23 protein-coding genes and 1 tRNA gene are annotated in these 21,457 nt (G+C 47.2%); 9 read left to right on the top strand and 15 right to left on the bottom strand.

The window, feature by feature from the left end:
* Nucleotides 1–10 precede the first annotated feature (10 nt).
* Both LZD49_RS19445 and LZD49_RS19440 read left to right on the top strand, forming a co-directional pair.
* The gene (locus tag LZD49_RS19445; RefSeq protein ID WP_234669237.1) at nt 11–1,171 is read left to right on the top strand and encodes a 1-deoxy-D-xylulose-5-phosphate reductoisomerase; all 1,161 of its coding nucleotides are present in this window, start codon (nt 11–13) and stop codon (nt 1,169–1,171) included.
* A complete protein-coding gene (locus tag LZD49_RS19440) occupies nt 1,172–1,621 on the top strand; it encodes a hypothetical protein (protein WP_234669236.1) in 450 nt (149 codons plus the stop codon).
* Between the two features lie 6 nt (nt 1,622–1,627).
* Here the strand turns inward: LZD49_RS19440 and LZD49_RS19435 are convergent, their stop codons facing one another.
* The 5 genes from LZD49_RS19435 to LZD49_RS19415 all read right to left on the bottom strand — a co-directional run bounded on the left by LZD49_RS19435 (nt 1,628) and on the right by LZD49_RS19415 (nt 6,258).
* Complete coding sequence (locus LZD49_RS19435; RefSeq protein WP_234669235.1) at nt 1,628–2,392, bottom strand: glycosyltransferase family 2 protein; 765 nt, start codon at nt 2,390–2,392, stop codon at nt 1,628–1,630.
* Nucleotides 2,393–2,430: 38 nt separating this feature from the next.
* Entirely contained in the window at nt 2,431–3,261 is an 831-nt protein-coding gene (locus LZD49_RS19430; protein ID WP_234669234.1) for a glycosyltransferase, read from the bottom strand.
* 228 nt (nt 3,262–3,489) lie between these two features.
* Nucleotides 3,490–4,308 (bottom strand): phytanoyl-CoA dioxygenase family protein, encoded by an 819-nt coding sequence (locus tag LZD49_RS19425; protein WP_234669233.1) that lies wholly within the window; start codon nt 4,306–4,308, stop codon nt 3,490–3,492.
* 95 nt (nt 4,309–4,403) lie between these two features.
* A complete protein-coding gene (locus tag LZD49_RS19420) occupies nt 4,404–5,336 on the bottom strand; it encodes a hypothetical protein (RefSeq protein ID WP_234669232.1) in 933 nt (310 codons plus the stop codon).
* A gap of 40 nt (nt 5,337–5,376) precedes the next feature.
* A complete protein-coding gene (locus tag LZD49_RS19415; RefSeq protein WP_234669231.1) occupies nt 5,377–6,258 on the bottom strand; it encodes a class I SAM-dependent methyltransferase in 882 nt (293 codons plus the stop codon).
* Between the two features lie 195 nt (nt 6,259–6,453).
* Here LZD49_RS19415 and LZD49_RS19410 point away from each other — a divergent pair, with 195 nt between their 5' ends.
* On the top strand, nt 6,454–7,647 hold the full coding sequence (locus LZD49_RS19410) for a M20 family metallopeptidase (protein ID WP_234669230.1): 1,194 nt from the start codon (nt 6,454–6,456) through the stop codon (nt 7,645–7,647).
* Here LZD49_RS19410 and LZD49_RS19405 read toward each other — a convergent pair.
* Both LZD49_RS19405 and LZD49_RS19400 read right to left on the bottom strand, forming a co-directional pair.
* Nucleotides 7,610–8,371, bottom strand: a complete 762-nt coding sequence (locus LZD49_RS19405) for a polyprenol monophosphomannose synthase (RefSeq protein ID WP_234669229.1) — start codon at nt 8,369–8,371, stop codon at nt 7,610–7,612. The genes LZD49_RS19410 and LZD49_RS19405 overlap by 38 nt on opposite strands.
* Nucleotides 8,372–8,427: 56 nt before the next feature.
* On the bottom strand, nt 8,428–8,787 hold the full coding sequence (locus LZD49_RS19400; protein WP_234669228.1) for a DUF4296 domain-containing protein: 360 nt from the start codon (nt 8,785–8,787) through the stop codon (nt 8,428–8,430).
* An 84-nt stretch (nt 8,788–8,871) separates the two neighbouring features.
* Here LZD49_RS19400 and LZD49_RS19395 point away from each other — a divergent pair, with 84 nt between their 5' ends.
* From LZD49_RS19395 to LZD49_RS19380, 4 genes are read left to right on the top strand one after another with little or no spacing between them, the layout of a single operon-like run.
* A complete protein-coding gene (locus LZD49_RS19395; RefSeq protein WP_234669227.1) occupies nt 8,872–9,759 on the top strand; it encodes a DUF58 domain-containing protein in 888 nt (295 codons plus the stop codon).
* A complete protein-coding gene (locus LZD49_RS19390; RefSeq protein ID WP_234669226.1) occupies nt 9,752–10,681 on the top strand; it encodes a hypothetical protein in 930 nt (309 codons plus the stop codon). The genes LZD49_RS19395 and LZD49_RS19390 overlap by 8 nt, the downstream gene beginning before the upstream one ends.
* A 12-nt stretch (nt 10,682–10,693) precedes the next feature.
* On the top strand, nt 10,694–11,713 hold the full coding sequence (locus tag LZD49_RS19385) for a VWA domain-containing protein (protein WP_234669225.1): 1,020 nt from the start codon (nt 10,694–10,696) through the stop codon (nt 11,711–11,713).
* Nucleotides 11,713–12,339, top strand: coding sequence for a ribonuclease HII (locus LZD49_RS19380; RefSeq protein ID WP_234669224.1), 627 nt, complete (start codon nt 11,713–11,715; stop codon nt 12,337–12,339). The genes LZD49_RS19385 and LZD49_RS19380 overlap by 1 nt, the downstream gene beginning before the upstream one ends.
* On the opposite strand, the gene LZD49_RS19375 is transcribed toward LZD49_RS19380, so the two are convergent.
* From LZD49_RS19375 to LZD49_RS19340, 8 genes are all read right to left on the bottom strand, one after another.
* The gene (locus tag LZD49_RS19375) at nt 12,300–12,833 is read right to left on the bottom strand and encodes a DUF2480 family protein (RefSeq protein ID WP_234669223.1); all 534 of its coding nucleotides are present in this window, start codon (nt 12,831–12,833) and stop codon (nt 12,300–12,302) included. The genes LZD49_RS19380 and LZD49_RS19375 overlap by 40 nt on opposite strands.
* Nucleotides 12,834–12,906: 73 nt before the next feature.
* Nucleotides 12,907–13,602 (bottom strand): tRNA (adenosine(37)-N6)-threonylcarbamoyltransferase complex dimerization subunit type 1 TsaB, encoded by a 696-nt coding sequence (tsaB, locus tag LZD49_RS19370; protein WP_234669222.1) that lies wholly within the window; start codon nt 13,600–13,602, stop codon nt 12,907–12,909.
* 42 nt (nt 13,603–13,644) lie between these two features.
* Nucleotides 13,645–15,297: a S41 family peptidase gene (locus LZD49_RS19365; RefSeq protein ID WP_234669221.1), complete on the bottom strand. Its 1,653-nt coding sequence runs from the start codon at nt 15,295–15,297 to the stop codon at nt 13,645–13,647.
* Between the two features lie 6 nt (nt 15,298–15,303).
* Nucleotides 15,304–15,720 (bottom strand): ribonuclease P protein component, encoded by a 417-nt coding sequence (locus LZD49_RS19360; protein WP_234669220.1) that lies wholly within the window; start codon nt 15,718–15,720, stop codon nt 15,304–15,306.
* 135 nt (nt 15,721–15,855) lie between these two features.
* Complete coding sequence (rpmH, locus tag LZD49_RS19355) at nt 15,856–16,014, bottom strand: 50S ribosomal protein L34 (RefSeq protein WP_015813300.1); 159 nt, start codon at nt 16,012–16,014, stop codon at nt 15,856–15,858.
* Between the two features lie 124 nt (nt 16,015–16,138).
* Nucleotides 16,139–17,593, bottom strand: a complete 1,455-nt coding sequence (locus LZD49_RS19350) for a hypothetical protein (RefSeq protein WP_234669219.1) — start codon at nt 17,591–17,593, stop codon at nt 16,139–16,141.
* An 87-nt stretch (nt 17,594–17,680) separates the two neighbouring features.
* The gene (locus tag LZD49_RS19345) at nt 17,681–17,911 is read right to left on the bottom strand and encodes a hypothetical protein (protein ID WP_234669218.1); all 231 of its coding nucleotides are present in this window, start codon (nt 17,909–17,911) and stop codon (nt 17,681–17,683) included.
* Between the two features lie 395 nt (nt 17,912–18,306).
* Nucleotides 18,307–18,379 (bottom strand) — tRNA-Met (locus tag LZD49_RS19340).
* 107 nt (nt 18,380–18,486) lie between these two features.
* Here LZD49_RS19340 and LZD49_RS19335 point away from each other — a divergent pair.
* Nucleotides 18,487–20,478 carry an LTA synthase family protein gene (locus tag LZD49_RS19335; protein ID WP_234669217.1) on the top strand — a complete coding sequence of 664 codons (1,992 nt, stop codon included), beginning with the start codon at nt 18,487–18,489 and terminating at the stop codon, nt 20,476–20,478.
* A 45-nt stretch (nt 20,479–20,523) separates the two neighbouring features.
* Nucleotides 20,524–21,450 carry a GTPase Era gene (era, locus tag LZD49_RS19330; protein ID WP_234669216.1) on the top strand — a complete coding sequence of 309 codons (927 nt, stop codon included), beginning with the start codon at nt 20,524–20,526 and terminating at the stop codon, nt 21,448–21,450.
* Nucleotides 21,451–21,457 lie beyond the last annotated feature (7 nt).

The following is a 21,457-nucleotide window of genomic DNA, read 5'->3' as shown; positions in this document are numbered from 1 at the left end:
TGAGAATGCAATGAAGAAAAGAGTAGCCATATTAGGTTCGACCGGCTCCATCGGCACCCAGGCCCTCGAGGTGATCGAAGCCAACCCTGAAATCTTCTCCGTTTCGGTTCTTACCGCCGGCGGAAACGCCGATCTGCTCATTGAGCAGGCCGTGAAATTCAAGCCGGGAGAGGTTGTTATTTGCAATGAAGCGCATTATGAAAGGGTTAAGGATGCCCTTTTTCCATTCAATATCAAAGTTTACAGCAGCGCATCCGCATTGGCTTCGGTGGTAGAATCGGATCATGTGGATGTGGTATTGACTGCAATGGTTGGTTACGCGGGTCTTTTGCCCACTATTCATGCTATCAAAGCTGGAAAGGACATTGCATTAGCCAATAAAGAAACGCTGGTAGTGGCCGGGGAGCTGATCACCGCGTTGGCTAGAGAACATAATGTCAGCATTTATCCAGTCGATTCTGAACATTCAGCTATCTTCCAATGCCTGGCGGGAGAATCGGCGAATAAAATTGAAAAAATCATACTTACCGCCTCAGGTGGCCCATTCCGGGGAAAGGACCGCGAATACCTGACACACGTAACGAAGGCGCAGGCACTTAAACATCCGAATTGGAGTATGGGCGCTAAGATTACGATTGATTCCGCGACATTGATGAACAAGGGGCTGGAAGTAATTGAGGCAAAATGGCTTTTTGAACTGGATGCTTCGCAAATAGACGTGATCGTGCATCCGCAAAGCATTGTGCATTCGCTGGTGCAGTTTGAAGATGGGAGTATTAAAGCACAAATGGGCCTGCCGGATATGAAACTGCCTATTCAATATGCCTTGAATTATCCGCTAAGAATGAAATCGAATTTCCCGCGGTTCAACTTCATAGACTACCCGACACTCACTTTCGAAAAACCTGATCTGGAAACCTTCCGTAACCTGGCTATTGCTTACGAGGTGCTGGAAAAGGGAGGAAATGCAGCCTGTATCGTCAATGCAGCCAATGAAATTGCCGTTGACGCATTCCTTCATGATAAGATAGGATTTCTGGATATTTCGGACGTAATTGTCGAAAGCCTTGCCAAAATCGGGTTTATTGGGAATCCTTCATTTGAGGATTACGTTGAGACGAACGAGGCGACAAGGCGTTTTGCTTCTGAAATGATACAGGTAAAAGTGTAAATGAAAACCACCTTGCTAAAATACTTGTCCGTCGCGCTTGCCAGTACATTGAAATTCTTCGGAGGGCCGATTGCGGGGGTTGTGCTTAAATTAACCTGGATCGAAACCGCCCTTTGCTCGGCGGTGGGTATGATGTTCTCCGTGTTCGTGCTCACATACGTAGGCGGGGCCATTCGAAATGTCATTCAGAAATACCGCAAATCACCACCCAAAAAATTCACAAAAACGAACCGTATTGCCGTCAATATCTGGCGCAAATTCGGGATAGTGGGCATCGCATTCCTGACGCCGCCACTATTTACGCCATTATTCGGGCCTATTCTGGCCGTCGCATTTCGCGTACCGAAAGCTTCGATCTTCATGTGGATGTCGGCCAGCGCACTCGTGTGGGGGTTGGCAATCTCCTACATTGCCCACAAGATGACTTTTATCCAGGAGTGGATTAAATAAGCAAGATTATCTGCTGACTTCCTTCTTAGGTGCGGCGGTTTTCTTCATAAAATCACCTTGCGAGAAGTATTTTTCAATGAGGCAGTACATTAATATAAAGAAGTACCGGCTACCCATTTCCTTAATTTTCAGCTTCGATTCGCCATATTTTCTGTTAGTCCAGCTGTTGGGGACCACCGCGTAGTTATAGCCGCGCACCATTGCTTTCAACGGAAGTTCGATGGTGAGATTAAAGTGAGGTGCCAGAAATGGTTTGATACCTTCGATGGTTTCACGCTTGTACAGCTTGAAGGCATTCGTTGTATCATTGTACTTGATACCCATTACCATGCGTACGATAGCATTCGCCACGCGGTTGATCACCTTTTTCAATGCCGGGTAATCGATCACCTTGCCACCTTTCTCCCAGCGTGAGCCGAAAACGCAGTCATAGTCGCCTTCCACCATTTTGTGATAAAACTTCACGAGGTCTTCGGGGTCGTCGGACATATCGGCCATGAAAACGGCTACGCAATCGCCTTTAAAGCGTTCCAAACCATAGCGTACCGCATAGCCGAAACCATTAGGGCCAGGGTTGGTGTAGTAAACCAGCGTAGGAATTTGAAGCGAAAGTTCATCCAGCACACGCAATGTCCCATCCTTAGAATTGTCGTTAGTGACGCAGATTTCGTGGGGGATATTGTACTTATTTAATGTATTGTGTAAAGATACGAGAGTATGGGTAATGGATTCTTCTTCGTTATATGCTGGTATTACGACGCTTAGCTTCATAAAAGTGGTAGGTGTTAAACTGTACAAATTAAAGATTATTAATTCGAACTGCCAATTTTTTCAAAGCCTGTCAGCAACTCGTCGTAACGCAGCAATGTTTTGGCTACCGTACCATCATATTCACCATCCAGCCATTTGCCGACATTCTCAAACATTTCTCTTCGGTTCTGTAAGAACTTAAAATTGGTATGGGCATGCACATTGCTCAGTCCTGCGCTATGCTTGCGGTAAACACCCATCACTTCGGGCAGGTAGCCGATTTTGCCTTTTGCGGCGAGCTGGAACATGATTGCCCAGTCGCCCGCTGCTGCTTTGGCGTGCCAGTCGGCGAAATCTTCGGTCAGGAAGTGGTTGCGGTAAACCCAACTGGCGGTGGCCATAAACCATTTGTCTTCGAGTAAATCTTCGATGGTAGAAATGGCTTTCTGATCCGGCGCATTGAAGAAATGGGAAGAGGAGCCATCTTCATAAATGACCTTCATATTGTGGTGGCAAACAGCGAAATCCGGATTTTGATCCAAAAAATCAACTTGTTTTTGCAATTTCAGCGGGTCGGTCCAGTAGTCGTCGCCTTCGCACATCGCCACATATTCGCCCCGGCAGGCTTTCAGAAGTTGCAATACATTGTTTCTTCCGGCAAACTCCCGCGGCTCTTTCGGTCCCTGGTTCTCAGAATGCAGAAAAGCCCGGATTAATCCAGGCTTTTCTGCGGAATATTTGCGAATAATGTCAGCCGTCGCATCCGTCGATGCATCATCCCCGATGACTATTTCAAAATCAAAGCTGGTTTGTTGCATCAATGCACCATCCAGCATTTCACCGATGTATTGCTCGTGGTTGTACGTCGGGACGCAAACGGAAAGTTTCATAAACTGACTTAAATGGCGATCAATTCTTTAATGGAATCCCCATTGATTTGCTGGAAAGACGAGCCCATAATGTATCGGTATCCTCAAAATATCGAATATCCATAGCTACTTTTCCGGGTCGTTAAAAACCTGCTCACTCCATTCCAGCTTGATTTCCTGACGATCCAGCCGTTCTCGTGTAAACAGGAAGTACTGTGTAAACTTCATCGGCCGGATTCGTTTTTACTTCTAGCTAAAAACCTCTTTTAACTGCTCCACCGTCGGGAAATCCGGTGTTACGAGCTCTGTTTCAGGTTTGTAAATGTACGCCATTGGGTAGCCGCGCTCTATGAAGGTCGGTTCGTCGAGGTTGTTGTAGCGAAGCTGCACCGACCAGCGAATGTTGTTGGTAATATTGTTACCCGACTGGTGGATCAGGAATGCCGAGAAGATCAGGATATCACCGACTTTGAATTCCGTTTGAACAAAATCCTCATCCTTTAACTCGACGGTAATGCCTCCCTGATAACCCGAAGTGGTAGAAGCCTGCAAACCGATCTTATGACTGCCTGGGATCACCTGCAATGCGCCGATATCCGCACCTGCATCGACCATCGGGAACCAGATTACCGCGCTGTCGAGAGATCCCTGGCCTGTGCGCCAGTCCTGATGCGCATCAAGTTTCCAGTGCTTACTGCCGTCTTTGGATAAAAAGCGGCTGTTGAATTGCATGGCTGCACGTGCACCGATAATGGGAGCCGACAGGCCTACGTCTTTCAAAAGATTTTCGATAACCGGATCAACGCCCAGTCGGTGCAGCGAAAATGCATGCTGAACCGTTTTACCCGTGCTCACAAATCCATCGAAATCCTTTTCGAAGAACTCGAACATGGCGTTTTCAAATGTATCGCGGTCGTCGATATCGACGGTTTTGCCGGTAACACGCTTGATTTGCGTCGCAAATATCTTGCGGGCTTCGGTATATATTTCGGTAATGACGCCCTTGTCGAGGTAGTTTCTTAAAAGGACATAACCATCGCTATTGAACTGCTCCTGAAGTGTACTCATTTTGCGATCACTTGTGTGACATTTAATGGTGATTTCTTCAAAATTATCTCGCCATTGATACAGAGACTATGACCTGTCTCAGTTATTTCAAAATATTAATCTTCCCAAACCGCATAACCAAATCCCGCTGCACCGAAACCATTACCGTTGTAAAGCAGGTAACGCTTGCCATTGTGCTGGTAGAAGTTGGCGTAATCGATCATTTCGTAATCGAAATCTTCCGGATTGTCGGATTTCGCGATGCCTACCAAATGGTCTTTGCGTTCCCAGTTCGTACCGTCGGCCGACTCGGCGTAGCCCAGGCGGTAGCTCTGGTTGCGGTCGGTGCGGTAATCGCGGGAATGGCGATAGGAATAATACATTTTGTAAATTCCATCTTCCTTAAATACACTCGGGCGGCCCACAGCGTGCAGAAAATCGTCGAAATCGAGTGTCGGAATGTCGCTGATCTCCCAGCGGATACCGTCTTTCGAAGTCGCGGATTGTGCGCGGTAGTAAGGCTCGGGATAATCGTGAATTATCTCGCATTTGTGGCCCGAAATGTACCACATCCGCCAGGTGCCGTCGTCAATCAGCACAGAAGGTTGCGCGGCCCAGAGCGGATTTTCAATGCTGCGGTCCATAATCGGCCCGGTGAACATCTTCTTAAATGTGAGACCGCCGTCGTGGCTTACCGACAACCCCATTGAAAGGCGGTAGGAATTCCAAGTACGGTTCCAGCCGGTGTAATAGAGCCAGATATCGCCGTTAGGGCGATCCACAAACCATGCGGGCATGGCACCGGTTTCATCGTATTCTCCCGGTCCGCCCAATTCGAGCACGGGCTTATCGTGTATGTAAAGGATTTTTTTCGGATCGTCATAGTCCACATCGATGAACGTAGGGCGCGATTGCGTGTTCACATCCCGCGACGAGAAATATATCCGTAGAAAATCCTTATGCTTATAGGCAAACGGCACCTGCGCATGACTCTGACTGTGTGCCAGACTGCCGTCAGGTTTATAAATAACTCCTTTTTTTACCCACATTGGAAACGTTGATTTTAGTATTGAAAAAATGGCGTAATGCTTAATCAACTGCTTTTTCAGCACGAAGACGCCAGTTATCAACGAAATCCTTGCCCGGAATCGGCAGATCGATATCCACTTCCGGAGCCTTGGCGGTTACGCGGTATTCCATCACATAAAATGCATTTCCGAACACGTAATGCAGCTTGAAGTTCTCGATGTTGGCAGGAACATCTTCTAGTGGCACTTCGGCGCGGAACAACGGATTCGCTTTCAGTAGTGTAGCGTAAGTAGGCGTGTTCCGAAGCCATGGGGCGACGCTTTCATCGCCTACCACCACTTTGCCGCCGGGTTTTACAACACGGGTCAGCTCATCGAATGCTCTTTTGCGCTCCGAGAACGTATTAATGCCACCGAAATGGAACACGGCGTCGAAAGTGTCGTCGGGGAAGGGTAGGTAGGAGCCGTTGCCGAGGAAGTAATGTACATTCAGATCGTCGGTTACGAGTTTTTCCTGCGCTAGTTTCAGCATGTTAGGCGAAAGATCAGACAGTACCGCGGTTCCGCCAGGCCTTACCTTGTCGAGAATCAATGCAGAATCCTTACCGGTTCCGGCACCTACTTCGAGGGCCTTCATACCAGGTTTCAATTCCATTAAATCGATGAAAAAGCGGCGGGTGGCGGCTTCGTCCGAATGGTTCAGGGTTTCGAAAACCCAGGAAACACCTCGGTCGTAACGAAGAAATGCCTGATCATACAAATATTGTTCTCGGGCATCTTCGGGAAGCAATTCTTTGGGATACAGCATGTTGACAATGTTTGTGTCGCCAACTTCGTAAACAGTGCCGTCTTCGCTTTTGAGTGACTTGCCGTCTTCGGCTATGGTTAAAGGGGTTCCTGTGCGTGGACAAACCAATGATTCTAAAAACTCCTGTTGATTCATTTTTGCGTGTCTGATTGATTCATACTGGTCAAAATTACCCTTTTTCTTTGGAACACCAGCCAACGAACGGCGGCTTCTTAGCAAATGGGCGATGTGTTTCTCTTTGCATGGTAACGCTACCACGCGATTTTTTTATTATTACCTTTGAATGTTTTGTAAAGACAACCCATAGTACTTCAATATCCCAGTTGCATTATGTCCCAGCTTCAGGAAAAAATCAAAGCGCTTGCCAAAGATCAGTCGGAAGACATTATTGCTCACCGCCACCATTTGCACAGTAATCCCGAGTTATCATTTGAAGAGTTCAAAACGGCCAAATACGTTGCATCCGAACTTGCAGCAATTGGCCTGCAACCCGAAGAAGGCATTGCCGGAACGGGCGTGGTAGCGATTATCGAGGGACGTAACCCGGGCAAGAGAATCGTTGGCCTCCGTGCCGATATGGACGCATTGCCAATCCTTGAAGCGAATGATGTTCCCTATAAATCAACGGTTCCGGGCGTGATGCACGCTTGCGGGCACGATGTACACACTTCGTCGCTCCTGGGTACTGCGCGTATCTTGCACACATTGCGCGAGGAGTTTGAAGGAACTGTGAAACTGGTTTTCCAGCCTGCTGAGGAGAAAGCGCCGGGCGGGGCTTCATTGATGATTAAAGAAGGTGTTCTGGAAAACCCACGTCCTGCCAGCATGGTAGGACAGCACGTTGCTCCTAATATTCCGGTGGGTAAAATCGGTTTCCGCGAAGGCATGTACATGGCCAGCACCGACGAGCTGTACCTGACCGTCAAAGGCAAGGGCGGCCACGCCGCCGCGCCGCACCAACTAGTCGATCCTGTGTTGATGGCGTCGCACATTATCGTAGCATTGCAGCAGATCATCAGCCGCAACCGTAATCCTGCGAACCCTTCTGTATTGTCATTCGGCCGGTTCATTGCCGATGGCGTCACCAATGTGATCCCAAACGAGGTGACTATTCAGGGAACCTGGCGCTGTATGGACGAGGAATGGCGCGAGGACGGCTTGCGCAGAATGAAGAAGATGGCAGAAAATATCGCCGAAGCCATGGGCGGAAGCTGTGAATTCGAGATCGTAAAAGGCTACCCTTTCCTGAAAAACCATCCCGAATTGACCAGACGCGTAAAAACAGCAGCAGTAGGCTATGTGGGTGCAGAGAACGTTATCGACCTCGATCTCTGGATGGCCGGTGAAGATTTCGCATTCTACTCACAAGTGGTCGATTCATGCTTTTACCGCCTCGGAACGCGTAATGAAGCACGCGGCATTATCTCCGGCGTGCATACACCTACATTCGATATCGACGAAAGCGCGCTCGAAATTTCGACCGGCCTTATGAGTTGGCTGGCAATTTCTGAGTTGAATGCTTAGGTATATACCTTTTGAAATAACTGTTCACTTTCAAAGTGATCACGCCAAAGATCGCTTCCTTGAAAATGCCTTTTGACATTTTGGAGGCACCTTTGGTGCGGTCGGTAAAGATGATAGGCACCTCGGCAATGCTGAAACCGTATTTCCAGGAATTGAACTTCATCTCGATCTGGAATGCGTAACCGATAAAGCGAATATTGTCAAGATTGATCGTGTTCAGCACTTTGGCCGTGTAGCAAATGAAGCCGGCAGTAGGGTCCATGATAGGCATTCCGGTGATCATCCGTACATAATATCCTGCAAAATAAGACATCAAAACGCGGTTAATCGGCCAGTTGACCACATTCACGCCGGTAATGTACCGCGAACCGACAGCGACATCGTGCCCTTCATTGGCGCACGCATTGTGTAACCGGACCAGATCCTCGGGTGGATGCGAAAAGTCGGCATCCATTTCGAATATATAATTGTATCCTTTTTCAAGCGCCCATTTGAAGCCGTGAATATAAGCAGTACCCAAGCCCAGTTTTCCCTTTCTTTCGACGAGATGCAGCCCCGAAAACTCTTTCATCAATTCCTTAACAACCCCTGCCGTGCCGTCCGGCGACCCGTCATCAATAATCAATAAATCAAAAGGATGGTTAAGGCTAAAAACCTTCCGAATGATGGCTTCAACATTTTCAAGTTCGTTGTAGGTGGGGATAACTACAATGCAGTCGTTCACAGAAATTGTCCAGTTTAAAAGTTAAATGCGTAGTATAGAGGGTAATACAAAAAAAATCAAAAGCTAATATTGTTATTTTTCTCCCTAACCTCAATTTTCTTATTCACTTTTTCGTAAATGGTGGTCATTCGCTCCGGGTGGCCCATGTAATAAGCGTAGCTTTCACGGTAAGCCGTCGTGTCGACCTTGTGCTTCTTCCAGACATCGCTTTTCAAACGGTCAAAAATCATGAGCGAAGAATCGAGCGATTTGAGTTGCAGGCGGTTCACGCGCGACTCGGCGAGGTGGATGTCGGTAAGAATGGCGGCCATTTTGTCCTCGGACAATGTGCCTTTGGGAGGCTTTTCCTCCTCGGAGCAGGACGAAAACAGCACCATAAGAAGTGCAAGAAGCGCTATACTGTTCGTGAATTTCATGGCAGGGCGTAGCTTACTATCAAAATACCTATCTTTGTTTTAGGTACACCAGACGACAAAGGTGGTAATTTTTTTGCAAATCTTATGTTTGAGCAGTTTCTGGGAAAGTTAAGGAAGTACGAAATCCGGATGCGGAAAGCGGTGACCAGCGAGCGTCACGGCAATTTTCATTCGGTTTTCAAAGGGTCCGGCCTGGAATTTGACGATCTGCGGTTGTATCAGTATGGCGACGACGTTCGTGCCATTGACTGGAATACTTCTGCGAAAGGTCACGGTACATTTGTCAAGATTTTCAAGGAAGATAAGGAGCAAACAGCCTTCTTTATGCTCGATGTGAGCGCGTCGCAGCAGGTAGGGGAGATTAAGAAATTGAAAATCGATATTGCAAAAGAAATATGCGGGGTACTCACGCTCTCCGCCATCCAGGAAGCGAGCCGGGTAGGTTTGCTTTGTTTTTCAGACCGGAACGAACGGTATATCCGTCCTTCCAGTGGCATGAAGCATGGTTACGGCCTCATTTCGGAGCTTTACAAACTCGTCCCCGAATCAACCAAAACCAACATTGCAGAAGCCATCCTAGTAGCATTCAATGTACTTCGCCGCCGCAGCCTCATATTCCTGATTTCCGATTTTATCGATACCGATTACCAGCATAACCTCAAAGCGCTAGCCCGTAAGCACGACCTGATCGTGATCCATTTGTATGATTCCAGAGAGGTAAACCTGCCCGGGCTTGGCATTATCCCGCTTTATGATGCTGAGAAGAAAACGACCGTTTGGGTGAACACCTCTTCCAGGCAATATCGCGAGGAAATGGCCAACCGTTTTGGGAAAAGAAGCGCCGAGCTCCAAAGGCTATGCCACCAGAACCGTGCTGACTATATTTCCATCAATACCCAGGAAGATTATGTGCCGGCTTTGATCCATTTGTTTAAAGTAAGGCGTTATACCAAAAGTACGGCCAATGGCTAGGGTTTATCAGGTATTCTTTTTGGTAATCACCATGTGTTTATTGCTGTATGGCATGGGCATGGCGAGAGACGCACGTAAGCAGCGTATCAAACCCAATGGCACTTTTCATACCGATAGTGTTGAGGTCGGAAAACCCGTTTATTTTTCACTCAGCATACGGCATAGTCCTGACACCGAAATATTCTTTCCCGACAGCACATTTGATTTTTCCCCTTTCGAACTGGTATCGCAAAGAAGTTTCGTATCCAATACCGATAGCCGCGGGACGCTCGACAGCGCCGTTTACCACCTCGTTTCCTTCGACGTTTCGCGGGTTCAGAAACTTCGGTTGCCTATTTATATATTCCAAAAGAAAGATTGCACAGCCGTTTTCACAACTCCCGACTCTGTTCTTTTAATCAAAAGCAACAATATTGATTTAACAAAAAAGCCGGTATTGAAGGAGGAAACAAACCTGGTGGCACTCAGCAGGGAGTTCAATTTTTCGATGCTCATTGGTTCCGTTGCGTTGATTATTGGTGTGGTGGGAAGCATTTACTGGGTATTTGGTCGTGATATTTACAGGCAGTGGCAATTGCTCAAATTGCAACGGCGACATTTGGAATATGTACGCTCATTCAACCGCCTCATGCGAAGTGCGCGTGATAAGAGCAATATCAAGGATGCGGAAAAGGCCATTATCATTTGGAAAAATTACCTTGAAAGGCTTGAAAAAAAGCCGTTTGCTACCTACACGACGCGCGAAATCATCGACAACATGCCCGATGACGAGTTGGCCGAAGCATTGAAAAATATGGATAGTATTGTATACGGGCAAGGCCGGTCGGGAAATATGGACGTATACCTGGAGGTACTAAAAACGGGCGCCACCCGCTTATACCGGGCCAAAAGAAAGTTTGTACTCGACAGCCCCGTCGCTTAACCCGGTTATTGAATGGAAAACTGGTTTTCACTGCAATGGTTTGGTTACAGCACGCTAAGGTCTTACGAATGGGTATATCCCTATTTTCTCTACTTGCTACCGCTGGTCCCGTTCCTGTTCTGGCTCCGAAATGCATTGCACCGCAAGCATAAGCAAAGACTCACGATCACCTACACTTCGGTAACCGGTTTCCGCAGCTGGCTTACACTGCTGCGTTTTGTTCAACCTATTTGCGTGGGCCTGGCGATTTCATTGATTCTGGCCGCATTGGCACGGCCGCAAGTGGTTTCGGAGCGGAAAGACCAGTATTCGGAAGGAATCGATATTATGCTGCTGCTGGACATTTCCGACTCGATGATCGAAAAGGATCTGAGCCCGAACCGCCTCGAAGCCGCCAAAAGAATGGCGCGCCAGTTCATCAGAGGCAGATTGCAGGATCGCATCGGTTTAATTGTTTTTGCCGGTGAGGCCGTGTCGCTTTGCCCGCTGACGACCGATTATGAATTGCTATACGGATTTCTCGACGAAGTTAACCCTACCCTGATCCCTACGCCCGGCACTGCTATCGGCAGTGCATTGGCTGTGGCCGTGAACCGCATGCGCGACACGCCGGGGGAAAGCAAGGTGGCGATCCTGATCAGCGACGGCGATAATACCTCCGGTAACCTCGGACCGACGACCTCCGCCCAGCTCGCGAATGCATTCGGCGTAAAAGTGTATACGATCTCGGTTGGCAGGCCCAAAAAAATGTCGAAAGCGGATACTACGGCCAGCGCGGTTGCATTAATGGATGAAGGGGAACTGCAAAATATTGCGGGAATCGGTAATGGGAAGTATTTTCGTGCTACCGATAATACGACGCTGGAAACGGTTTTCAAACAGATCGACCAGTTGGAAAAAGTAAAATCCCGCGATGTGCTGTCGCGCGATGTGAAAGATTATTACCGGGTTTATCTTTATTGGGCAGTTACATTGCTGCTTGTGGCAATCGGGACGAAGAGTACATTTATGGCTAATATCCTGGAAGACTAATGCTTAGAGCTTATTACAATATCGAGGCCATTGAGGCCGGGCTTGATGAAGTGGGGAGAGGTTGCCTCGCCGGGCCGGTTGTGGCCGCTGCGGTAATTCTGCCGCGCGACTATAAGCATTCATTTCTCAATGATTCCAAGCAGCTTACAAAAGCACAGCGTTTAGAACTGGAAAAAGAAATTATCCGCGAATCGATTTGCTGGGGGGTGGCGGAAGTGGATAATATCGAAATCGACAAGATTAACATTCTGAAGGCGAGTTTTCTGGCAATGCACCGGGCTGTCGACAAGCTCCGGGTACGTCCCGAGCATCTGCTCGTCGACGGAAACCGTTTTACGCCTTACCCGATGATCCCGCACACCTGTATTATCAAAGGCGACGCACATTATCTTTCCATTGCAGCAGCTTCTGTTTTAGCTAAAAATTACCGGGATGAGCTGATGAGCAACCTTTCCCGTCAATTCCCGCATTATGGCTGGGAACACAATGTGGGCTACCCAACAATCCACCATCGAAAGGCCATAGTTTTGCACGGCCCCTGTTCGTTTCACCGGATGACTTTCAAACTGATCAAAGAAGAAAATGATCAGACTGTGGCGGAAACCGAGGATTTGGGCTTTTTGTAAAGAGGCACAGTACTGCAAGGCTCGCCAAACATCAGGCTTTGCACAACCGGTTTCAAAAGCTTGCTAACCGCCACATAAGCCGAAACCGGCACATCCACTTTGCTGCAGCCTTTTACTACTACGCGTTTTCCAGAAAACTCTTCTGCATTCAGCTTTGCAATGGCTTCTGCAAATAGCTTGTCTTCCAAAGCATTCAAATCACCAAAAACGAATGCATTCGCATAAGGCTCCAACTGAACTGCCAGCAGCATGTACGCCCAAGTGGGGACAATGGCATCCTCCGAGCAAATAATGGCGACATTCTTGCCCTGGTACTGCGACCAATCATGGCTTTTCAAAAAATCCCGGAAATCCTTTTCGCGCAGGATCATACCCTGCCAGAGATTGTCCTTGATATCGTAAACAATGCGTTCTCCGGGCTGATAGAGCTCTTCAAGGTCCAGCGATATAATGCCGCTGGTAGCAACCCGGTTTACTATTTCATCAGTTTCCATTCTAGAATTTCTTTTTCAAAAAGACTAACAACAAAAGGGCCGCGATTGTTTGAAAAATCTCTTAAATCGACGGTTACTGTACAAGCGTGCTGGCTTTTCGCGGAGCAGGCGACATAAAATCTTTCAGATAGTAGGGTTCAAATGCCGCCACATCCTCAAACTGCGCGTGATTGAATGCAATCGCACCCAATTGCCCGATAGTTCGTGCCGACGGCCTGATATCTTCTGTTAAAAAAATTGCATTTGGATGGTTTTCGAGCAATGGTTTGCATTTGGCAGCTCCATCGCCGAAGAATACTACTTTATGATCCGTCAGCAAATCTTGGAAAGAATTTTCATTTATAATTACCGCCTGTGTCGGCTGAACAAATGCATTGTTTTCATCAAAAAACGCTGCATAGACTTCCATCCTACGTGCATCTATCATCGGACAGAGTAAATGCCCTGGGAAAAATGGAGCGAGCTGCAAAGCCATCGCCTGCAATGTGTTGATGGCGATTAGTGGCTTATCCAATGCATAGCACAAGCCTTTCGCAGTCGACACGCCTACGCGCAAGCCGGTGTACGAGCCCGGACCTTTAGCAACGACAATGGCCTCAATATCGGCCAATTTGAAACCCGTATGCTCCACAGCGTCGCGTATAAGCGTCGTAAGCATGGCAGATGAGGATTTGTCTGTAAAAAGATCGTAAGCTGCCAGTAAGCCAGACTCATTGTGAGTAGCCACCGAGCATCCACGGATCGAAGTATCGATACTAAGTAGTAGCATATAAAAACAAAAAGCCCGCCGCGAGCGACGGGCCGGTTGGTACTATTTCTTTTTCAAAATCTGACCGTAACGGGCGGGGTCTTTAAAGAGCGCCAGTGCCGCTTTTACTTCGGGATCTTCATTAAAAGAAGCTTCCCGCATGCCCTTTTCCAGATAATAATGTTTGATAATCTCTTCTTCCAGTATCTTCTTTATCTCAGGTTTAAAGATTTGCAGGTCGTTGTCCTTGCTGTGTGAAAGTTTTGATTTTAATGCTTTGATCTGATCCTCAATGACTTCCAACGATTTCTCTTTTTTCGCCGAGGCTTCCAAATCGTTCAGATCGCGTTCTACCTGGGTGGTATAATCGTATTCTTTGTCGCCCAGCCATTTGGTAAATGCGGCATAATCGGCGTCGGTCAGGTGAAACTCTTTCGCCGGTTTGATCGTGGGATGTTCGAAGTGATATTTAACCGCATAATCAAAGAACAGACGGTTCCGGCCCAGCGAAATGGCCAACGGCGAGAAGGTTTCTTTTTCAGTAATGATGTCAGGCAAAATACCACCTCCGTCATACACCGAACGGCCATTGCGGGTCTTGAATTCGGTCATAAGGGAATCAGCGATTTTACCCACGCTGCCGTCGTCGTTGCGGTGGCTGTAATCGATGGCCTGAATGCACCGCCCACTTGGAATGTAATATTTGGCGGTGGTAATCTTCATTTTGGTATTGAATGAAAGATCACGGGTGGTTTGTACGAGGCCTTTTCCGTAAGTGCGCTGGCCGATCAGCACACCGCGGTCGTAATCCTGGATCACGCCGGAAACGATTTCGGCGGCTGAGGCGCTGCGGTTGTTGGTCAGTACTACAACCGGTATTTCCACATCGAGAGCAGGATTGTAAGCAGTGTAGGTTTTGTTCCATTCGCTTACTTTTCCTTTTGTTGAAACCACTTCCTCCCCCTTGGGAATGAATATATTGGAAATTTCAATGGCCATATTCAGCAAGCCGCCTGGATTATCGCGGAGGTCAAGCACGACCGATTTCATACCTTTTCCTTTCAGTTCCTGGAATGCATTGCGTACCTCTCGGGAGGCCGTTGCGGTGAAATCTTTGAGATCAATGTAACCTACATCCTCGTTCAGCATGCCGTAGTAAGGCACATTGGTCACTTTGACGATATCTCGGTTTAGTGAAATTTCCAGTGGCTTTGTATTACCATAGCGTTTCACAGTGAGCGTAACGCTGGTTTGCGTCTGACCTTTCAGCAGTTTGCCAGTATCAAAATCCTCGCGTGTTGAAAGATCGATGCCGTTGATTTTGGTGATCTCATCGCCAAGCTGCAAGCCCGCTTTCTGGGCTGGCGTATCTTCATATACCATCATTACCGTATGCTTGCCGTCGGCGGAGTTGACCATCGCCCCGATGCCATTGTACTTGCCGGTGGTCATCGTCATGTAGTCCTCAATGTCGTCCTCGGCATAGTAAACCGTGTACGGATCGAGAGAGCGGAGCATATTATCGATGCTTGTCTTGATCAATTGATTGGGATTGATCTCATCGACATAATACGCATTCAATTCCTTGAAAAGCGTGGCATAGATGTCAAGGTTTCGCGCTATTTCGAAAAGGCGGTCGTCCTGGCGGAATGATACAAATGCGAGACCTCCCACAACAGGAGCGGCCAGCAAAATGGAACGAAGATACTTTTTCATCTATGTTCAGGAATTGGATTGATCTTTGGGAAAGACTGGCGGCAGTTTTTCAAGCTTTTTGAGTGACTGCCTCATAGCCGTTTCAATAACGTCGTATGAGGTTATTTCTTTTGCAAGATACAAAAAAGCAATGTAGGAAGGGCGCGTTCCGGCGGGTAATGAAACGAGTTGGGATTTGTGCAGACGGTATGACTCGCGGCAGCGGCGACGGATCAGATTGCGGTCAACCGCTTTCTTGAAGTTCCTTTTGGAAATGGAAAAAAGAACCTGTGGAATGGGGGAGGGAGCTTCGGGAGCGTAAATATAAAGCACCCTGAATGGATAAAGATAGAACGTTTGAACCTCCGGACTGCCTTTCTTGAAAAGCCTGCCGATAATATTAAGGTTGCATAACCGTTCGCTTTTACCAAATGTTTGTTTCAAGTTCTTGTAGAAAAAAATGTCTGATAAGTTTGAAGTTGCAAACTTATCAGACTATGAAAGACTGGGTCTTCCCGACTGGCTGTTCCAATGGGGTCTTCCCGACTAGCGTTCTCTACTCAAACCTTCAAGCGTCGCTTATTGCTTGTGACGTTTTTCGTCAGAAACAGTCAATTTCCAGCGGCCTTTTTTGCGACGGCCAGCAACTACTTTACGTCCGTTTGCGGTGGACATTCTCTCACGAAATCCGTGCTTATTTCTCCTCTTGCGATTCGATGGTTGAAAGGTACGTTTCATCTCAGTATCAAATTATTGCGATATAAATCTCTGTCTACCCGTAATTTTGGCTTGCAAAGGTAGATAAAAAAATAATTCAAGTCAAAATTTCTCTATTTTTTTCAGAAATAGTCTATTATCTCGGCTATTTATAGAAAAACTTCTTCTTGAAATACCACTCCGCGCAGCCGTTATTAACCTCTACAGATGCCCAGGCAGGGTCCGTCTCGTCGTTCACGATAAGGATCGTGTAGGGCACGTTTTTTAGTTTGGGCACGTATACTTGCGGGTCTTTAGTGTTCATTACCAGGGCCGTGCGCTCGTGCATTTCTTTATTGAAGCGCGCCGCACGGCCAGTGAGAAGGTCGGACCAGGCGGAGCGGTAATTGAAATTACCTGCAAACAAAAAGAAAAAGTACAGGCTTACGATCCAGGCCACGGGCGCACCTTGTTCGAGGGGCTGCATGTGGCCTTTTTTCAGCGCCCAAAATGTCAGTACGAATACATTATATGTCCAGCCGATGAGTGTCCAGAACGTGATCACACATTGCCCGCGCAAGTTTGGCGGCTCGGCGATCGACCAGTACGATGGGAAATAGCTCAGGTAAAGACAACCTACAAAGATCAGTACCGAGAGCGCCGGATGTACACCAAAGAATTTGAAATCGTTTTCTTCTTTGTTTTTGAATAGCTGGCAGGCGATTGGGATCAGCACCAACGCGAGCACGCATAGCGCCGGCGCGATTTTCGAAAAGTTATGGATCTGCCAGACCAGACTGTTTTTAATGGAGAACAGAAGGTTATACTTTAAAGGTGTCGGGTAAAGCCCCGATTCTGCGCGTGCGCCATTGCCAGGCGCAGTTACCGAAAGGACGCCGAAGGCAAGTGCCACGACGCTCAATATCAGAAAGGGGATTTTGAGTTTTCGTTCGATCACACTGCTGAAAAAGAACAATGCGCCCGAAAGAACGACCAGCCAGACCAGCGTATATTCATTCATCCCAACCAGCAGAATAATGCCGAGGGCAAGAATGGTGATGTTTTTAGTCGATAGTTTGGAATAATTTCTAAACAAATACGCTAGCAGATACAGCGTGCCGATGTCTGCAACTGTGTAGTAATAACCTGTGTACCAATAAAAATAGCCCGAAACGACCGGCAGTTCGGCGATCAGTACAAAAAGCAGCAGAAATGCGAGGAGGTAGGTTTGCCATTTAGGCAGCTTGTCGGCGGTAAGGGCACCGGCGAATTTCAAAGAGGCGTGTACATACAACAATAAGAGTACGATCGGCGCCAGCTTGTAGCCTAGGTATGAATCGTATGCCATCGGCTGTGTGGCGGAAATGAGCGTGCCGATGTACCGCCCCGACCATGTTTTCCAGTAATGCGCCTGGTAACCCCAATAACCCAATTCTTTAACGGCCAACGTATGGCAATAGTCGTCGGTGGTAGGGAAGGCAAAGAATGAAACCGCTATAAATGGAAACAGGATGACAAAGAATGCCAGCAGGAGCAGTTTGAACTTGTTATCAGGATTTTTAAACCAGGAGAAGTAATGTGTCATATGTTTTTTACCCTTGTGAAAGAAGTATCCAAACATAAGACATTTATTTTAAACGGACGTGCTGAATAGCGCATCAGTGAGGATACGGGCGGGAGCCTGAGCAGCATAGACGGAGCTTACGAATCAGGCGGACATCAGATTGTAAGCTGAGTAGTTTTTGGTAAAAGACTCACGGACGTCTTCGATTTGATGCGTCAGAAGCCAGGTTCTGAACCGGGTAGCATCTTCGACCTGGTGGTGAACAATGCGTCCTCCCGAAAGCAGAAGTGTAAATGTTTTGTGTGTCTGCAGAAAGCGGCAGATCTGCGCTGCATTATGTTCGAAGCCGGAGAAATAAGGGTTTATCATAATCATATTGCAAGGCATCATTGAGAAATCGTCGGCAAGATACAATAATGTAGGTATAGTTGTAAAAAATTGTAGAATAAGTTTCTAACCAACTCTTAACTTTTTCAAAGATAGCTCAAAACATGTAAAACAATATGTCACCGATGGCAAAAAATTTTTCTTTGTGGAGATTTCAAAATACTCGTAAACCAATTGATTATGACGTAAATAGAGGTACTACTACAACAATTTAGAAATACATATTTATGCAACTGTGGCTTGGAGTGAGGGAAAGCTTGTTGTTATTGCGATCGTTGAAAAGTAAGTGGGAGAGAATTAGGCGAGGAATTTCCGGATGGACCCCGAAAATCCGGATAAACGCAAAAAAAGCCACTTTCGAAAGAAAGTGGCTTTGGCCTGTGTAGCGGGAGCTGGACTCGAACCAGCGACCTTTGGGTTATGAGCCCAACGAGCTACCAACTGCTCCATCCCGCGGTGTCGTTGAATTGGAGTGCAAACATACAACAATTGTTTTACAGAAAACAACTATTTTTGTGAAAACTTTCTAGAAAGTTTCCCTCTAACATTCTGACATCAATTTTATGAGTTCATATACAGGCGCTTCCGGTTTCGGTTTCGGATGGCGTATTCATCAGGTGCTGCTAATAAGGCTGCTCGGCATCATGATCTTGTTTAGTATTTGCCGCATTCTCTTTTTTCTGTTCAATCAAACCTTTTTTCCCGAAGTAGGTTTGTCATTAGCGCCGCGGTTATTTCTGGGAGGCATTCGGTTTGATCTGGTGGCGGTACTTTACACGAACGTGCTATACGTGTTTCTGACGTTGATCCCTTTTACGTTCAAATACAGGCCCTCGTTTCAGAAAGTCCTGGACTATCTTTTTATCATCACCAACAGCATTGCCCTGCTCGCCAACTGTGCCGATTTTATTTATTATCGCTTCACGATTAAAAGGAGCACATGGTCGGTTTTGCAGGAGTTTTCGCATGAAAACAATATGCACAAGCTCTTTGGCGGCTTTTTGGTGCATTACTGGTATGTTGTGCTGATATGGGCGCTACTGGTGGCGTCGGTGGTTTATTTGACACGTCGTTGGAAGGTAAGCCCGAAACCCGGACGTCCGGCATGGCAGATATTCCTGGTACACAGCGTATTGATGACCGTTGCGGTGTTCCTCTTTGTCGGTGGTGTGAAGGGAGGTTTCCGCCACAGCACACGGCCGATCACGCTGAGCAACGCGGGAGAGTACGTAGATAAGCCCAAGGAAATGTTTATCGTCTTGAACACTCCTTTTTGCATCTTTAAAACATTGAAAAGATCTGACTATCAGCGTGCGGATTACTTCAAATCGGAACAGGAAATGAATGCGGTTTATTCTCCCATTCATATGCCCGAACCGAATGCGCCCGCATTTCGTCCTAAAAATGTGGTGATCCTGATCTGGGAAAGCTTTGGGAAAGAAATGGTAGGGACGTACAATCGGGAGCTTGAAAACGGTACCTATAAAGGTTACACGCCATTCATCGATTCGCTGATGCGACATAGCAAGGTCCATTGGTATTCATTTGCAAATGGTGCAAAGTCCATAGAAGCTATTCCGTCCGTGCTAACGGGCATTCCGGGCATTATGGAACCTTTCATTTTGACCCGCTACACCGATAACAAGCTACCTAGCCTACCGGAAATGCTGAAATCGAAGGGGTACCATACCTCATTCTTTCACGGCGCGCCCAATGGTTCGATGGGCTTCAAGGCATTCACCAACCTAATTGGCATCAAAGATTATTACGGAAAGACCGAGTATGGCAACGATGCGGATTATGATGGCATCTGGGGCATTTGGGACGAGGAATTCATGCAATTCTGGTCCAAAAAGCTGAATACCTTTCAGCAACCGTTTATGAGTACATTATTTACGGTCTCTTCCCACGACCCGTTCCAGATTCCTAAGCGTTATAAGGGCAAGTTCCCGAAAGGCCCGTTGCCGATTTATGAAACGATGGGTTATACCGATAATGCATTGCGGAAATTCTTCGATTCGATCAAGGATAAGCCCTGGTTCAGGAATACATTATTTGTGATCACGGCCGATCATGCGGCTACATTTGCACATTATCCCAAATACCAGACCTCTGTCGGTAATTTCTCAATACCTATTTTATTCTATGCGCCGGGCGATAATTCGCCGGGAGAACAGACAATGACAGTCGAAGCGTCGCCCGGCGTCGATAGCAGCCGACTTGTCCAGCAAATCGACATTATGCCATCGATATTGGGTTATCTGCATTACGACAAGCCCTATTTTGGCTTTGGAAAAAATGTCTTCGGGAACCCTCCGTTAAACTTTGCTGTCAACTATGACGGGGCTTATCAATGGTTCAACGGGCCATATGTTTTGCAATTTGATGGCCGGAAAACCGTAGGTTTGTATAAATATCAGGAAGACAAGCTTTTGAAAAATAACCTTGCGGGTAGGATTCCGGAGGTGCAGGGACCTATGGAATTGCAGGTTAAGGCATTTATCCAGCAATATTCGAACCGAATGCTGGACGACCGGATGACGGTAACACCTTAGTTGGAAGGTTTTTGAGAAGCAGAAAAAAGTGAAGAAGTAATTTTTATGGAAGAAACAGTCGAAAATAACAATACCGAATTGCGCAACCATCGGGCCGGGTTTGTGAGCATTATCGGGAAACCTAACGTCGGGAAGTCGACGCTCATGAATGTGCTTGTAGGAGAAAGAATGTCGATTATCACCTCCAAGGCGCAAACAACCCGGCATCGTATTATCGGAATATTGAACGGGAAACACGAAGACATCCCTTTTCAACTCGTGTATTCCGACACGCCGGGGGTAATCAAGCCATCCTACAAGCTGCACGACTCAATGATGACCTTCGTAAAAGGCTCATTGGAAGATGCAGACGTGGTGTTGTTTGTGGTAGAAATAGGGGAGAAGGCCGCAGAACATGAGGTATTGCCGCTTTTAAAACGGACGCAATCGCCTGTTGTCCTGGTTTTGAACAAGATCGACCTTTCGAATGAGGAAGAGGTAAAGCGCAAAACGGAGGAATGGGAGAATGAGATCCATCCTGCTGCCATTGTGCCAATATCCGCATTAGAAAACGCCAACATCGGCACATTGTTCGATGCGGTGGTAACACGCTTGCCATTCCACCCGCCTTATTTTGACGAAGATGAACTAACCGACAAGCCGGAACGTTTTTTTGCTTCTGAAATCATCCGCGAAAAGATCTTCTTGAATTACCGCCAGGAAATTCCATACAGCTCCGAGGTCGTAATCACCGAATTTAAAGATAAGGACGACATCATCGTGATCCGTGCAGAAATTCTGGTCGAACGCAAAAGCCAGAAAGGGATCATTATTGGTGAAAAGGGGGAAATGTTGAAAAAAGTGGGGACCCAGGCGCGGCAGGATCTGGAAGATTTCTTTGGCAAGAAAGTCTTCCTTGAACAACATGTAAAAGTAGAACCGGATTGGAGAAGCAAGGAAAACAAGCTGCGCCAACTCGGCTATCAGGAATAATTTTAAG

Source organism: Dyadobacter sp. CY261, from assembly GCF_021440085.1.
Lineage (GTDB): Bacteria > Bacteroidota > Bacteroidia > Cytophagales > Spirosomataceae > Dyadobacter.
The sequence above is the reverse complement of the archived record's forward strand: the minus strand, read 5'-3'. Positions and strand labels throughout refer to the sequence as shown.